Below are 14,599 nucleotides of genomic sequence, written 5' to 3' on the forward strand. Positions count from 1 at the left end.
GCGCGGGGGAGAGAGAACGCGGCTGGCGATGCCCACACACACACACACACTGGAGGACACATCCATGCAAGCCACCGAAGCCACGACGGCGCCCGCCCAGGGCAATCGTGCACCGGCACCGGCCATCTCTGCCGCCACCCGACGCAAGGCCATCATCGCCGCCACCATCGGCAACGGCCTCGAATGGTTCGACTTTACGGTCTACAGCTTCTTTGCCGTCATCATCGCCAAGCTGTTCTTCCCCACTGGCAATGATTTCACCTCGTTCATGCTGACGGTCGCCACGTTTGGCGTGGGGTTCTTCATGCGACCGGTCGGCGCGGTGGTGCTCGGCGTCTATGCCGATCGCGTGGGCCGCAAGGCGGCGCTCACGCTCACCATCCTGCTGATGGCGCTGGGCACGGCCATCATCGGGCTCGCCCCCACGTATGCGCAGATCGGTATCGGCGCACCCATCCTGATCGTGATCGCGCGGCTGATCCAGGGCTTCTCGGCCGGCGGTGAAGTGGGCGGCGCCACGGCGTTCCTCATCGAATACGCGCCGGATGAAAAGCGCGGCTACTTCGCTAGCTGGCAGCAGGCCAGCCAGGGCATTTCGTTCATGCTCGGCGCGGCCATGGGCGCGATCGTCACCAACAGCTTCACGCCCGAGCAGATCGACGCCTGGGGCTGGCGCATTCCGTTCCTGTTCGGCCTGCTGATCGGCCCGGTGGGTATGTACATCCGCTCGCACCTGCACGAGCCGCCCGCGTTTGAAGCGCAGAAGGCAAAGGCAGCAAAAGAATCGCGCCTGGCGCCGCTGTCGCAGGTGTTTCGCGATCATCCGCGCGAGGTGCTTGGCGGCTTGGGCGTGACCATCCTGTGGACGGTCTGCACGTACACGCTGGTGTTCTACATGCCGACGTACGCCAAGCAGCAGCTCGGCTTGCCGCTGGGCGCAACGTTCCAGTCCACCGCGCTGTGCGGCGCGATCATCCTGGTGTTGTGCCCGCTCATGGGCACGCTGTCGGACCGCGTTGGCCGCAAGCGCATGCTCGGCACGGTGGCGCTGGTGATTGCCGCCGTGGCGTACCCGCTCTTCCACTGGTTGAACGTCAGCCCGAGCGTGCAGACGCTGCTGCAGGTGCAGGTGATCCTGGGCGTGCTGCTGGCGGCATTCACGGGGCCCGCACCGGCCGTGCTGGCCGAGCAGTTCCCGACTGCCGTGCGCTCCACCGGCCTGTCGATTTCGTACAACCTGGCGGTGACGATCTTCGGCGGCTTTGCGCCGCTGATCGTGACGTGGCTGATTGCCAGCACGGGCAGCAAGCTGGCGCCGTCGTACTACGTGATGGTGGCGGCCGTCATCAGCGTGTTTGCGCTGTCGCTGATGCACGATCGCACAGGCAAGCCGATCGAGAAGTAATCAATTGAACCCGATGCGGTGATCACGGCCGGTGGCTCAACCCACCGGCCGTTCGTCTTTGGAGGCCAGCAACGCTGCGTTCTCCAGTACGCGCACACCCGGCGCATCCACGCGGGCCGCGTTGACTAGCGCCGCCGCCACCGACTCCGCAGACACGGGCCGCCAGGTGGCCGGCACCATCCAGCCGAGTATCTTCGATAGATTTTGTGCAACACGTTCTGCGGGGCGGCGCTCCGCACGCGGGCCCAGCATCAACGAGGGCCGCACGATCGTGACGGACGGAAAGCCGACCGACAGGATCGCGGCCTCTGCTTCCCCCTTGCAGCGGTTGTAGAACACGCTCGAATGCGTGTCCGCCCCGAGCGCCGTCACCAGCAGGAAATGATGGGCGCCTGCCGCAAACGCACGACGCGCCAGTTCCGCCGGATAGTCCACGTCCACGCGCCGGAACGCCGCCTGCGAACCCGCCTGCCGGATGGTCGTGCCCAACGCGCAGATCACGATGTCAGCCGCCAGCGCACCCTGCGCTTCAGGCGCGTCCAGCCGCTCGAAATCGACTACGCACTCACGCAACCGACCCGGCATCGCCTGCCCCGATGCCAAAGCCCCCGGCCGCCTGACCAGTGCCGTCACGCAGCTCGCCCAAGTCTGCGCCACCAGGCGGCGCACGACCGCACGCCCCACCAATCCATTGGCTCCCGCCACCAGCACAGCGGGCCCGCCCGGCGGCTCCGCGGCATCGTCCTGCACCTCCGAGCCTTGTGCGACAGGCGCTTGCGAACTCGACATGATGGTCTCCGTGAGGTTGGCGCGGATCGGAAAAGGACAGTGTACGGCGGCTGGCGCGCGTGTTCTTGGGGGCGCCGTCTGCGCGTTTTCGGTGCGTGAAAGACTGACTGAAATGCAAACAAACCCTGTCGGTATCAGGTTTTTCCCGGATAGCCGCCCGCAAACCTAGGCAGGACAAGTGTCGGTTGCGAGCAACGGCCCGCAAACCCTTGCAGGTAGGGGATGTGCAACCTTCTGCAACGGTGATATAAAACGGGTCGCAGTACAACGCTGTCCAACAAACCTGAAGTGGGGAACTGACATGACGACCAAATCCGAACTCGTAGCCGCCATTGCGAAAGACGCTGAACTGAGCAACGCCGCCGCAGAGCGCGCGCTGAACTCCGCGCTGGACAACATCAAGAAGACCGTCGCCAAGGGCGGCACCATCACGCTGGTTGGCTTCGGTTCGTTCTCGTCGGGCAAGCGTGCAGCACGCACCGGCCGCAACCCGCGCACCGGCGAAGCCATCAAGATCCCGGCAACCAAGACCGTGAAGTTCACGGCTGGCAAGGGCTTCAAGGACGCCGTGAACAAGAAGAAGTAAGAGTCTTCTGCCGCGCCCCGCATACGTGCGGAGCCGGGAGACTTGCAAGGGACCCTACGGGGTCCCTTTTCTTTTGGTGTGCTTGATCTGGCGCAGGTCAGGCCACTGGCCACAAACCGACGAGGTAACCGACGGAGCCGACTCGCGCGACTAGCGTATCGGAATCATCGGGTGCATCGAGCCAGCCGGCGGCACCCTGCACCACGTCGTTGGCGCCGATCGACAGCAGGCCCTGCACGCAATACACCAGCCACTGCATGCCCGGATGCGCGCACGGCAACGCGCGTCGCTCGCCGGCCGCCAGTGCAATCGCCTCGCTGTGATGCGACCACGTGTCGCGCCGCGTCATCACATTGAAATCCGACAACGGCGCATCGAGCGTCGCGTGGACTTCCGCTTCACCAGGGAAGCGCGCGGGTGCCTCGCCGGGAGCGAGCGTTAAAGCATCGGCATCGGCGCGATGCATCGTCAGCCGCCCGCCTGCGATCACCGCCAGCGAGCGGTCGATGCCGGCAAAGCGCGAGAACGGCCCGGCAGCCTCCACCTGCGCGGTGCTGATGCGCCAGTCGAAGTTGTCGAGCGTGGCGCCTGCGGGGGCGATGGCGATTTCGGTGGTGACGCCGCCGCCGTTCTTCCACGGCATGCGGCGCATAGCGCTAGCAGGAATCAGCTTCATGCGCGTCGCAACAAGTGATAGGCCAAGCGTGCCGCCACACGTACGGTGCGGCGGTCCTGGTCGTATGCGGGGTTAGTTTCTGCGATGTCCGTCACGCGCACCTTGCCCGTGGCGCACACGTGCTGCACCAGCGTTTCGAGCACGGGCAGCGTGATGCCGTAGGCAGCGGGCGCGGACACGCCGGGCGCCACGGCCGCCGCGAGCACATCCATGTCGATGGTCAGATAGACGTGCTCCACATCGGCCAGCCAAGTGGTCAAATCCGCCATGCGTGCATCGAGGTGGCGCTCATGCACGTGGGTGTCTTCCACGTAATGCGCGTGCAGTGCGTCGGCCCGGTCGAACAGTGCGGGCGTGTTGGACAGGCGGCTCACGCCCAGGCAGCAATACGTCAGGTCGATGCCGTGCGCGGCGCAGTCTTCAGCGATCTGGTCGAACGGCGTGCCGGAGTTGCCGGGACGGCTCGTACGCAGGTCGAAATGCGCGTCGAAATTGACGACGGCCAGGCGCCCTCGCCAGCCCTGCTTCTGCCAGTGCTGGCGCAGCCCCTGATAGGTGCCGAACGCCACTTCGTGACCACCGCCGAGCACGACCGGTCGCGCACCGGCATCGAGCAGGCGGAAGACCGCTTTGCCGAGTGCGGTCTGCGCGCGTTCTAGGTCGCCGTCATCGCACGTTACGTCGCCAGCGTCGGCCAGTTGCGTGAGGCCGTGCGCAGGCACGTTGGCCAGCGCACGGCGAATCTCTCGCGGGCCTTGCGCGGCACCGGCGCGGCCGTGGTTGCGCACCACGCCCGCATCGCAGGCAAAGCCGAGCACGGCGGGCGCGCCCGACAGGTTCATCGCACCGGCCGGCTGCACGATCTGGAACAGGCGCGTGACGTCGCCGCGCTCGCCCGTGTCGTTACGGCCTTGCCAGATGGAAGCATCGAACATCGTCGTCATGAGCGCGTGAGCACGGCTTGCAGAAACGAACGCGTACGCGCTTCCTTGGGCTCACCGAAGATGACCGACGGTGGACCGGCCTCGACGATGCCGCCGCCGTCCATCACCACCACCACGTCGGCCACTTCGCGCGCAAAGCCCATCTCGTGCGTGACGACCAGCATCGTCATGCCTTCCTTGGCGAGCAGCTTCATCACCTGCAACACCTCGCCGACGAGTTCGGGGTCGAGCGCGGACGTGGGCTCGTCGAACAGCATCACCTTCGGCTGCATCGCCAGCGCGCGGGCAATCGCCACACGCTGCTTCTGGCCGCCGGAGAGGCTCGCGGGCATCGCATCAGCCTTGTGTGCCAATCCCACCTTCTGCAGCAGCTCACGCGCTTCGGTTTCGGCTTCGTGCTTCGACTTGCCGCGCAGCATGCGCGGGCCGATGGTGACGTTGTGCAGCACCGAAAGATGCGGAAACAGGTTGAACGACTGGAACACCATGCCGACCTGCTGACGCAGGTGGTTCAGGTCGCTCTCGGGCAGCATCGTGCCGTTGTCGATCAGCCGCTTGCCGCAGATGTCGATGGTGCCGCCCTCGGGCACTTCCAACCCGTTGCAGCAGCGCAGGAACGTGCTCTTGCCCGAGCCGCTGGGGCCGATCACCACCACCACCTGCGAGGCGTCGACTTCAAAGTCGATGCCCTTGAGCACAGTGTGATCGCCGTACGATTTGGTCAGCCCGCGGATCTGGATCGTGGGAACATCCAGTGCGGATTTGAGTGTTTGCGGGTTCACGTTCATTGCACCATGCCTCCCGCACGGATGTTGCGTTCAAGGCGATGCAGCAGATAGCTCGCGGCGCTCGTGAGCACCAGATACACCAGCGCAATCGCCAGATACACCTCCAGCGAGCGATACGACACGCTGATGATCTTCTGCCCCTCATGCATCAGGTCGTGGATCGTGAGCAGCGACACCAGCGCGGAGTTCTTGATCAGCGCGATGAACTCGTTGCCCAACGGCGGGATCATCCGCACCACGGCCTGCGGCAGGATGATCGCGCGCATCGCCTGCGCCGACGACATGCCGATCGAGCGCGCCGCTTCCATCTGCCCGCGATCGACCGATTGGATCGCACCGCGCACGATCTCCGACACATAGGCGCCCGAATACACGCCCAGCCCCAGCACGCCGCATACGAAAGCCGGCAACAGGATGTCGAACTGCGGCAGCCCGAAGAACAGCAGGAAGAGCTGCACCAGCAGCGGCGTGCCACGGATGAACGTCACATACACCGTGCAGATGCCGTAGATGAAGCGCCGGCGCGGGTTCAGCCGGCCAATGCCGACCAGCAAGCCGAGCACGCAGCCCAGCACCAGCGCGGCGGCCGTCACCTCCACGGTGACAAGCGCCCCGTGGGGGATGTCGGCCCATCCCGCCCAGACAGGAGAAAAATCCAATTCCATCAGTGTGTCCGGTCGTCGTTACTTGGCGGCAGCGCCAAACCACTTCTTGAGGATCTGGTCGTACGTGCCGTCGGCCTTGATCTTGGCGAGTGCGGCGTTCAGCGCCTTGGTCAGTTCGGGCTGGTCACGGCGCACGGCGATACCGTATTCCTCGGTCGTCAGCGCGGGTTCGACCAGACGCAGGCCGGGGCGCATCTTCACGTAGTACGCAGCAGCGGGGCGCCCTGTGACCGCCGCATCAGCGCGGCCGATCTCGACGAGGTTGAACATCTGCTCGTTCTTCTCGACTTCCACGCGCTCGACCTGCGGGTAGTTTTCCTTCAGGTAGTTGACCGACTTGGTGCCCACCTGCACGCTCACCTTCTTGCCGGCAAGGTCCGCAGGCGTCTTGATGGCGGTGTTGCCCTGCTTGACCATCGCCACCAGGCCGCCGTGGTAATACGGCTCGGTAAAGTCCACCACCTTCTTGCGCTCGGGCGTGATGTAGATGCCCGAGATGGCCACGTCGAAGCGGCGCGAGATCAAACCCGGCACGAGCCCCTTGAAGTCGATGTCGGTCCATTCGACCGGGCGGCCCATGGTGCGCGCGAGCGCTTCGATCAGGTCGATATCAAAGCCGGTGTGCTTGCCGTTTTCGACAAACTCCATCGGCGCGAAGGTGGCATCGGTGGCCACACGCAGCGGCTCCCCCGCAGCGTGAGCAACTGGCCCGAAAGACGCCGCAGCAGACAGCGCCACGGCACCAGCCAGCATCGAATGCATGAAACGACGGCGATTCCCCATGAGTGGTCTCCTTGTATGCCTGTGGGGTGAGAAAAAAAGACGAAGCCTCAGATGTCCTGTAGCCGTGCGGAAATGGACCTGGCCGCAGCGAGAGTCATGTCGATCAGGCGCTGCTCCTTGCCGCGCACGCGCGTGGCCGGCGCCATCAACGTAATGGAGCCAAGCGCATGGCCGGGCATGCGGAACACCGGCGCGCTCACGCCCCACACGCCCGGGTCGACTTCCCCTTCGGACAGCGCGTAGCCCGCAGCGCGGATCTCAGCGAGTTCAGATTGCAGTTGCGCTTGGTGGTCCGGATCGACGGCCAGCAAGTCAGCGAGGATGGCGCGCGCGGCCGTGGGCGGCATGAATGCGAGCAACGATTTGGCCGAGGCGCCGGCCAGCAGCGGTACGCCGCGCCCCTTCTCGAACGAGCACCGCAGCGATTGCTGGCTTTCGACCATCTCCAGGCACACGGCCTGGTCCTTGACGGCCACCACCAGCCCGACCGATTCGCCCGACTCGGCGACCAGCTTGGCCATGCCGATGCGCGCCTCCTGCACCAGGTGCGAGGCATGATCGAAACCCAGCGCGAGTTGCAGGCTGATCGGCCCCGGCGCATAGGTGCCGGCGGCTTCGAGCACGAAGCCCCAGCGCTTGAGCATCGCCACCTGGCGGTACAGCGTGCTCTGCGGCAAACCGGTCAGTTCGACCAGCTCACGCGCCGCCACCGGACGCCCGTGGCGCGCGATGGTGGCCAGCACCATCAGCACGCGGTCCGAACCGCTGGTCGCGGCGGCGGGCTGGGCTGCAAGCGGGGCGGAACCGGACGCGGTCATCGCAAAACACTCCGTGGCGTGGAATCAGCAAGTGCGACGGAGGATGCGACGGTTTTCTCACTACATCAACGCATCATTCCCAAGTTATGAGAAAAACGTCGAAATTCAGTATTTACACTTAGGACGATTCGATCACATTGTTGCCTTCTGCATCGAGGCGCGCCTCAAGGAATGCAACCACGGCGTGCGCCGAAGCCTCGCTGCGGCAGGTCGCCAGCGCGGCGTACAAGGGTGCCGCGAGGCCGTTGAGAAAATCGGCCGGCGCCTCTGGCCCTTCGGCGAGATAGCGCTGCAGCGCGGAGAACGCGCCCGCCTGGCTCAAGCGCCAATCGGCAATCGACGCCTGCCGGGTATGGCGCGCCACCACCGGCGCTGGCGGGACGGGCTTTGGCTTGGGCGGCGCCGCAATCGCCGGGGCCCGTGCCACCACGTAGCCCTCGGTCAGCAGATGGCGCAGGTCGTCTTCATCGGGGCCGGCGCTGCGCAACTGCGCGAGGATCTCCGCCGCAGGCCGCGCGCCGTTGACCAGCAGCAGCATGGCGCGCTGCCGATGCGTCAGTTGCCCGCTGCGTGTCTGCAGCTCCTGCACGCCGCGCTCGGTGCGCGACAGGATATGGCTCAGGTCCATCGTCTCCCCTCCCGTTTTCCTGACTGTGGATGTGGTGATGCGGCAGTCTAGAAAAAGCCGGCGTGGCGCGGGTCATCTGACCGCCGCCGAATACGGCATATCGGGTATCACGTGCGCGGCATTGCGTTTGCGTGAGCGTCGGGCATGCCCACCCACCGTCAAACCGGGATCATCAAACCGCAATTGAAACCGGATCGACGCAAAGGCCGTTTATCGTGCCCTGGAAGCTATCTACAGTGCTGCGCATCACAACTCACCGGAATCCACCATGTTTGCTCGCCCCGCCCCGTTGACTGCTGCCGCCTTGGCGCTGGTGTCTGCGCTGATCTCACTCCCGACATGGGCCGCCGACGACGACGCAGACCTCATTCACCCCGACCACCTGGCCGCGCCCGACACGCCGCAAGCCGCCGCCGCCGTGCTGGCCGCACGTCGCTACGCCACCTTCTGGCACACGGGCGATGCGCGCTACGCCACCGCCGCGCTGTCGCCCAACTTTGCCGATCGCACGCTGCCGGCTGGGCGTGTGCAGGGTGCGCAGGGGCCGCTGGATGCGTCCAAGGCCTTCCGCGCGGCCGTGCCCGACATGCGCGTGGAGATTGAAGACATGGTCGTCGCCGCAGACCGCGTGACGGTACACCTGCGCTTCCGCGGACACTTCACGGGTGAGTTCGGCCGCACCCATGGCCAGAACCAGCCGATCGACTTCCAGGCCTTCGATCTGTACCGCATTGCCGACGGCAAGATCGCCGAAAACTGGCACCTGGAAGACAACCAGACGCTGCTGCGGCAGATGGGTCTTCAACCGTAATCCACACAACTTCATTAACGCCCATTAACAGCCCAGGCCCCTGCGCCCGCTATGCTTCGGCCCAGCTTGCAGACCGCTTAGCGACTGCCAAAACAGTAGAAGCATCGAGCCAATCAACACACAAAAAGTCTTCAGGAGAAGCACATGGGAATGGGGTTTCAGGGCGCACTGCGTGCCTGCGCAGGCGCGCTTGCTTGCGTGTCGTTCATGGGTGTCTCGGCCGCGTACGCGCAACAGGCCAGCAATCCGGAACAGGAAATGAAGCAGGCCTGGGCGGCCGCCAAGGCGGCCTCGAAGGTCGGCCCGACGTCGATCGAGCTGCGCGACCAAGCCACGCTCAAGATCGGCAAGGACGAGGTCTTCATTCCGCAGCCGGCTGCCGGCCAGCTCATGCACGCCATGGGCAACAGCAACAACCCCGACATGCTCGGCCTCGTCATGCCCACCAGCGACGACGAGGAATGGATGGTCGTTGCCAAGTACGAAGCCTCCGGCTACATCAAGGATGACGATGCCAAGGACTGGAACGTCGACGATCTGTTCAAGTCGCTCAAGGAAGGCACCGCCGCCGCCAACGAAGAGCGCGCCAAGCGTGGCATCCCCGCGCTGGAGATCCAGGGCTGGGTCGAGCGCCCGCACTACGATGCCGCTACGCACCGCCTGATCTGGTCGATGGCGGCGCGCTCGCAGGGGCAGCCCGCCAACGATCCGGGCTCGGTCAACTACAACACCTACGCGCTGGGCCGCGACGGCTACATCAGCCTGAACCTGATCACCGCCGGCGACCACGTCAACGCTGACAAGCCCGCCGTCCAAAAGCTGCTGGCCGATCTCGACTTCAAGGACGGCAAACGCTATGCAGATTTCAACTCGAAGACTGACAAGATCGCGGAGTACGGTCTGGCCGCGCTGGTGGGTGGTATTGCCGTCAAGAAGCTGGGCCTGTTTGCCGTGATTGCCGCGTTCTTGGCCAAGTTCGCCAAGATAGCAATCCTGGCGGTGGCGGGTTTTGGTGCGGCCATCGCCAAGTTCTTCAAGCGCAAGCCGAGCGCCTGACGCGAACATCATGGCCAAACTGCTGATCCTGCTGTTCTCGGGGCTGAAATTCGGCAAACTGCTGACCACCGGCGGCACGATGCTGCTGTCGGTGGCGGCGTATGCCTTTGTGTTCGGCTGGCGCTATGCGGTGGGCTTCGTGGTGCTGCTGTTCATCCACGAGATGGGGCACTTCATGGCCGCGCGCCAACGCGGGCTGGCGGTGGGTGCACCCACCTTCATCCCATTCGTCGGGGCGTGGATCGACCTGAAAGAGCAGCCGATGGATGTCGAGACCGAAGCCCACATCGGGCTCGCCGGGCCGGTGGCCGGTACGGTGGGCGCCATGCTCTGCTACGGCCTCGCACGCTACACCGACAGCCAGTTGCTCCTCGCCCTGGCCTACGCCGGCTGCTTCCTGAACCTGTTCAACCTGATCCCGCTCTCGCCGTTTGATGGCGGGCGCATCACGGCGGTGCTGTCGCCGCGGATCTGGTTTCTGGGCGTGCCGGTGCTGGTCGCTTTGTTCATTTGGCGGCCGAGCCCGATCTTGATCCTGATTGCGGTGCTGGCCGTGCCGCAGTTGATAAAGGCCTGGCACTACGACCCGCATGCCCCGGAAAACCGTGCCTACTACAGCATCTCCAACGAGTCGCGCCTGACCTACACGGTGTACTACATCGGCTTGGTGGTCTTTCTGGCGATGATGAGTCACGAGTTGCACGACATGTTGGGCAGCGTGCGCGCATAAAAAAACCTCCGCAGTGCGGAGGTTTTTTCTTGGGTCGCCGGAGCGATTCGCTTTAGGCGAAGTTTGCTGCAACGAAGTCCCAGTTCACCAGCGTCCAGAACGCCTCGACGTACTTCGGACGCGCGTTGCGGTAGTCGATGTAGTAAGCGTGTTCCCACACGTCGCAGGTCAGCAGCGGCTTGGCGTCGGTGGTCAGCGGCGTGGCGGCGTTCGAGGTGGACACCAGGTCCAGCGAGCCGTCGGCCTTCTTCACCAGCCAGGCCCAGCCCGAACCGAAGGTGCCAACGGCCGTCTTGGTGAACTCTTCCTTGAACTTGTCGAAGCTGCCCCACTTGGCGTTGATGGCGTCAGCCAGCGCGCCGGTCGGAGCACCGCCGCCGTTCGGCTTCAGGCCGTTCCAGTAGAACGTGTGGTTCCACACCTGTGCGGCGTTGTTGAAGATGCCGCCTGAGGACTTCTTGACGATGTCTTCCAGGCTCAGGTTTTCGAACTCGGTACCCGGGATCAGGTTGTTCAGGTTCGTGACGTAGGTCTGGTGGTGCTTGCCGTAGTGGAACTCCAGCGTTTCCTTGGAGATGGTCGGCGCCAGGGCGTCGAGTGCGTACGGCAGCGGGGGGAGCGTGTGGGCCATGTGGATTTTCCCTTCTGTGGGTTGTGTATGGGGTTGCGTGACTCGGGAGCGACGATTGTAGGAGAGTTGCAAAACCGGCGCAAACCGCACGCCAAATAGTCGGAATACCCGTGAAACAGGTGCGGAATCGATCCGATTCGTACCATGGTCATGCGCTGGTCACATATCGAGCTTGGGCTGCGCCTGGGCGATTTCGATGTCGACCGTGCCTTGCGCCAGCCGGGCCTCGATACGCGCACGCGCGTGCAGTGCGTTCGGATCGCGGATCGCGTGGCCGCGGGCATCGAGTAGAACCGCATAGCCGCGCTCCAGGGTGCGTTGCGGTGCCAGCAGCTCCAGGCCGGTGTGCTGGCGTGCCAGGCGATCGTGCGCGCGAGCCAAGGTGTCACGCATGGCGCGTGCCAGCGCGGCCTCGGTGCGTTCCAGGTCAACGCGTTCCTGCGTAATGTCGGGGCGGGCTGCACTCAGGCGCATGCTCAGCAGCCGCTGCACATGCTCGGCGCGCTGCACGCGCCCCGTCAGAGCAAAGCGCAGGCGCCCTTCCAGATGCGACAGCTGTGTGCGGCGTTCGCGCATCTGCGCCTGCGGGCTGCGCAGACGGCGTGCGAGCCAATCGACAGTCTGGGCGCGGCGATCCAGCTGGCGGCGGAACTGCGCGGAGAGCGCATCCCAGTCGCGCCCCACATCGCGCAGCATGCGGGCGCGGTCGGGGCTGACGAGTTCCGCAGCACCGGTTGGCGTGGGCGCCCGCACGTCGGCCACAAAATCGACGATGGTGACGTCCGTTTCATGTCCAACGCCCGCCACGATGGGAATCTGGGAAGCTGCCACGGCCCTGGCGACCGGCTCTTCGTTGAACGCCCACAGGTCTTCAATGCTCCCACCGCCCCTGCACAGGATAACGACGTCGACCTCTGCCCGGGCATTGACCCGTTCCAGCATCGCCGCGATGCGCTCGGACGCGCCAACACCCTGCACCGGCACGGGATAGACCACCACCGGCACATGCGGCGCACGCCGGCGCAGCGTGGTCAGCACATCGCGCAAGGCCGCAGCCTGCAACGATGTCACCACGCCAATCGCACGCGGATGGCGCGGCAGGGGCCGCTTGCGGTCGGCGTCGAATAACCCCTGGGCCTCGAGCGCGGCCTTCAGCCGCAGGAAGGCCTCATACAGGTTGCCCAGGCCGGCACGGCGAATGCCTTCCACGCTCAGTTGCAACTCGCCGCGCGCCTCGTACATCGTGACCAAGGCCCGCACCTCCACCGCTTCGCCTTCGCGCGGGGTGAAATCGGCGTACTGGTTGCGGCCCTTGAACATCACGCAGCGGATCTGCGCGCCCGCATCCTTGAGCGAGAAATACCAATGGCCGCTGGCCGCCCGCGTGAAGTTGGAAATTTCTCCGCGCACCCAGCCCAGCGGAAAGTTGCGCTCGAGCAGCCCGGCAATGCGTCGGTTGACCTCGGTGACGGTCAACACATCCTGCCCGCCCCGGCTCGGTGCAGATGGGGTCGGCGCCGGGCTGGCCGATGGCGCGGGCGTTGGAGCGGGAGCGTCCATCCAGAACGGACGGCGGGAAGATGGCGGCGTGGTCATAGGTGATGAAAGCGGCGCAAGCAAAGGGGCCCCGAGGCAACTTCTACCTTGAATGAGGGAGACGGTTAGCGACGGGCCGGCGACCTGTCCACAGCATAACGCCCTTGTCAAGCTTGACAGCGCCCGCGTGACGCGCTCTCGGCATTTTCATGCAACCCTTTGATTCTGTTGAAGAAACCGCCTTTGTCAAAATTTCAGCAGCGTAAGTAATTTCGTTGTGCGTCAAGCATTTAGCGCATGCGCCCCAAGGATGTTCACAAAGTTATCCACAGCCATGCTGGAAAACCGCAAAGTGACGTCGGCGCGGTGGATAAATCGCCGCCCACCCACGCGGGCGTCAACAGCCTCGCACATCGGTTATCCGCGGAAAACCGTTCTGCTCATTATTTAAGCAGCACATCAAACATCCTTTTGAATCAACCACTTAATGTGCTTGTCCGGGCAATGTCCACAGCCCGTCCACAAGACTGTCCCGGCCGGATGTGGATTATGGGGCTGCAAACCGCACTACACCGCGTTTTTCCGCAAAGTCGGTGCCGGAAAGGCCCATTGCCCGCTTTTTAAGCAGCCCCGATAGAGACCTTAAAAATCAAAGACTTAGCTAGCTTGTTCGGACTCTGTCCACAATCGATCCACAAGACTGTCCGCCTTGCGTGTGGATTACTCGGTCGCAAACCGTGGCCCGGCGGCGTTTTTCACCGAATCACCCCTATTCAGGTGGCGTGCCCATTTTTTAGGCGAGACCGGCAAGTCCCTTTGCTATCAATGACTTAGCGTGCTTGTCCGGGCAATGTCCACAACCCGTCCACAAGACTGTCCCGCCCGGCTGTGGATTGTGGGGCCGACATTGCTCGTGACAACGCCTTGACGATCGTTCCACACGTTGCCCCATACGTTGCCCCGGTACGCCATCGTGTTGCCGAGGCTGACCCGACGCGCTAGAGTGCTGCCTGTTTTTGCCGCAACGGACCGCGTTCGGGGACGCGATCGGCACGAACAGCGGCCGGGCTAGCATTACGCCCACCACCGCACTTCTTCCACAACGACAAAACGGGTTGTCCAGTGTTTTCCATCATTCAAGCCGCCGGCTGGCCGATCTGGCCGCTGTTGATTGCCTCGGTGCTCGCGCTCGCGCTCATCATCGAACGCTTCGTCGCCCTGCAACGCAACAAGATCATTCCGCCCAAGGTGTATGACGAGGCGCTGGCCGTCGCGCACCAGCGCAAAGCCACGCCGGAAGTGGTGAACACGCTGGAGCAGGGCTCGCCGCTGGGCCGCCTGCTGGCCGCCGCGCTGCGCCACGTGGTGCTGCATCCCAACACCACGCGCGACGCCGCTAAGGAAGTCGTGGAAGAAGCCGGCCAGAACGTTGCCCACCGCCTGGAGCGCTATCTGAACGCGCTCGGCACGATTGCCTCGGTGGCGCCGCTGATGGGCCTGTTCGGCACCGTGGTCGGCATGATCGAGATTTTCGGCAGCCAGACCGCCGCCGGCACGAACCCGCAGGCGCTTGCGCACGGGATCTCCGTCGCGCTGTACAACACCGCGCTGGGCCTGGTTGTGGCCATCCCGACGCTGATCTTCTGGCGCTACTTCCGTGGCGTGGTCGATAACTACGTGGTCGAGCTGGAGCATCTGTCCACCACGTACCTCGACGCGATCCTGCCGCCGCGGCGCGGCTGATCCGGGCAAC

Annotated in this window: 16 protein-coding genes; 6 read left to right on the forward strand and 10 right to left on the reverse strand. The window is 64.5% G+C overall.

Annotated elements, in window-relative coordinates:
* The first annotated feature begins 64 nt into the window (after positions 1 to 64).
* A complete protein-coding gene (locus tag ACN9M1_RS12055) occupies positions 65 to 1,405 on the forward strand; it encodes an MFS transporter (RefSeq protein WP_426394642.1) in 1,341 nt (446 codons plus the stop codon).
* Between the two features lie 36 nt (positions 1,406 to 1,441).
* Here the strand turns inward: ACN9M1_RS12055 and ACN9M1_RS12060 are convergent, their stop codons facing one another.
* On the reverse strand, positions 1,442 to 2,194 hold the full coding sequence (locus ACN9M1_RS12060; RefSeq protein ID WP_426394644.1) for an oxidoreductase: 753 nt from the start codon (positions 2,192 to 2,194) through the stop codon (positions 1,442 to 1,444).
* A gap of 301 nt (positions 2,195 to 2,495) precedes the next feature.
* Here ACN9M1_RS12060 and ACN9M1_RS12065 point away from each other — a divergent pair, with 301 nt between their 5' ends.
* On the forward strand, positions 2,496 to 2,780 hold the full coding sequence (locus ACN9M1_RS12065; protein WP_426394646.1) for an HU family DNA-binding protein: 285 nt from the start codon (positions 2,496 to 2,498) through the stop codon (positions 2,778 to 2,780).
* A 97-nt stretch (positions 2,781 to 2,877) separates the two neighbouring features.
* On the opposite strand, the gene ACN9M1_RS12070 is transcribed toward ACN9M1_RS12065, so the two are convergent.
* From ACN9M1_RS12070 to ACN9M1_RS12100, 7 genes are all read right to left on the reverse strand, one after another.
* On the reverse strand, positions 2,878 to 3,456 hold the full coding sequence (locus tag ACN9M1_RS12070) for a HutD/Ves family protein (protein WP_426394648.1): 579 nt from the start codon (positions 3,454 to 3,456) through the stop codon (positions 2,878 to 2,880).
* A complete protein-coding gene (hutG, locus tag ACN9M1_RS12075) occupies positions 3,453 to 4,400 on the reverse strand; it encodes a formimidoylglutamase (RefSeq protein WP_426394650.1) in 948 nt (315 codons plus the stop codon). Before hutG ends, ACN9M1_RS12070 begins: the two co-directional genes overlap by 4 nt.
* Positions 4,397 to 5,188, reverse strand: a complete 792-nt coding sequence (locus tag ACN9M1_RS12080; protein WP_426394652.1) for an amino acid ABC transporter ATP-binding protein — start codon at positions 5,186 to 5,188, stop codon at positions 4,397 to 4,399. The genes hutG and ACN9M1_RS12080 overlap by 4 nt, the downstream gene beginning before the upstream one ends.
* Complete coding sequence (locus ACN9M1_RS12085) at positions 5,185 to 5,853, reverse strand: amino acid ABC transporter permease (RefSeq protein WP_426394654.1); 669 nt, start codon at positions 5,851 to 5,853, stop codon at positions 5,185 to 5,187. The genes ACN9M1_RS12080 and ACN9M1_RS12085 overlap by 4 nt, the downstream gene beginning before the upstream one ends.
* A gap of 18 nt (positions 5,854 to 5,871) precedes the next feature.
* Positions 5,872 to 6,636 (reverse strand): glutamine ABC transporter substrate-binding protein, encoded by a 765-nt coding sequence (locus ACN9M1_RS12090; RefSeq protein ID WP_426394656.1) that lies wholly within the window; start codon positions 6,634 to 6,636, stop codon positions 5,872 to 5,874.
* Positions 6,637 to 6,683: 47 nt separating this feature from the next.
* Positions 6,684 to 7,454 carry an IclR family transcriptional regulator gene (locus ACN9M1_RS12095; protein WP_426394658.1) on the reverse strand — a complete coding sequence of 257 codons (771 nt, stop codon included), beginning with the start codon at positions 7,452 to 7,454 and terminating at the stop codon, positions 6,684 to 6,686.
* Between the two features lie 118 nt (positions 7,455 to 7,572).
* A complete protein-coding gene (locus tag ACN9M1_RS12100; RefSeq protein ID WP_426394660.1) occupies positions 7,573 to 8,082 on the reverse strand; it encodes a hypothetical protein in 510 nt (169 codons plus the stop codon).
* A gap of 268 nt (positions 8,083 to 8,350) precedes the next feature.
* Between ACN9M1_RS12100 and ACN9M1_RS12105 the strand changes: the two genes are divergently transcribed.
* From ACN9M1_RS12105 to ACN9M1_RS12115, 3 genes are all read left to right on the forward strand, one after another.
* Positions 8,351 to 8,893: an ester cyclase gene (locus tag ACN9M1_RS12105; RefSeq protein ID WP_426394661.1), complete on the forward strand. Its 543-nt coding sequence runs from the start codon at positions 8,351 to 8,353 to the stop codon at positions 8,891 to 8,893.
* Positions 8,894 to 9,037: 144 nt separating this feature from the next.
* Positions 9,038 to 9,949: a DUF2167 domain-containing protein gene (locus tag ACN9M1_RS12110; protein WP_426394662.1), complete on the forward strand. Its 912-nt coding sequence runs from the start codon at positions 9,038 to 9,040 to the stop codon at positions 9,947 to 9,949.
* A 10-nt stretch (positions 9,950 to 9,959) separates the two neighbouring features.
* The gene (locus ACN9M1_RS12115; protein WP_426394664.1) at positions 9,960 to 10,679 is read left to right on the forward strand and encodes a site-2 protease family protein; all 720 of its coding nucleotides are present in this window, start codon (positions 9,960 to 9,962) and stop codon (positions 10,677 to 10,679) included.
* A gap of 52 nt (positions 10,680 to 10,731) precedes the next feature.
* On the opposite strand, the gene sodB is transcribed toward ACN9M1_RS12115, so the two are convergent.
* Positions 10,732 to 11,310, reverse strand: a complete 579-nt coding sequence (sodB, locus tag ACN9M1_RS12120; protein WP_021195830.1) for a superoxide dismutase [Fe] — start codon at positions 11,308 to 11,310, stop codon at positions 10,732 to 10,734.
* Between the two features lie 159 nt (positions 11,311 to 11,469).
* On the reverse strand, positions 11,470 to 12,870 hold the full coding sequence (gene xseA / locus ACN9M1_RS12125) for an exodeoxyribonuclease VII large subunit (RefSeq protein ID WP_426398857.1): 1,401 nt from the start codon (positions 12,868 to 12,870) through the stop codon (positions 11,470 to 11,472).
* 1,098 nt (positions 12,871 to 13,968) lie between these two features.
* Between xseA and ACN9M1_RS12130 the strand changes: the two genes are divergently transcribed.
* On the forward strand, positions 13,969 to 14,589 hold the full coding sequence (locus tag ACN9M1_RS12130; protein WP_426394666.1) for a MotA/TolQ/ExbB proton channel family protein: 621 nt from the start codon (positions 13,969 to 13,971) through the stop codon (positions 14,587 to 14,589).
* The last annotated feature ends 10 nt before the right edge of the window (positions 14,590 to 14,599 follow it).

The sequence above is a fragment of the Ralstonia sp. R-29 genome (genome assembly GCF_049913345.1).
Lineage (GTDB): Bacteria > Pseudomonadota > Gammaproteobacteria > Burkholderiales > Burkholderiaceae > Ralstonia.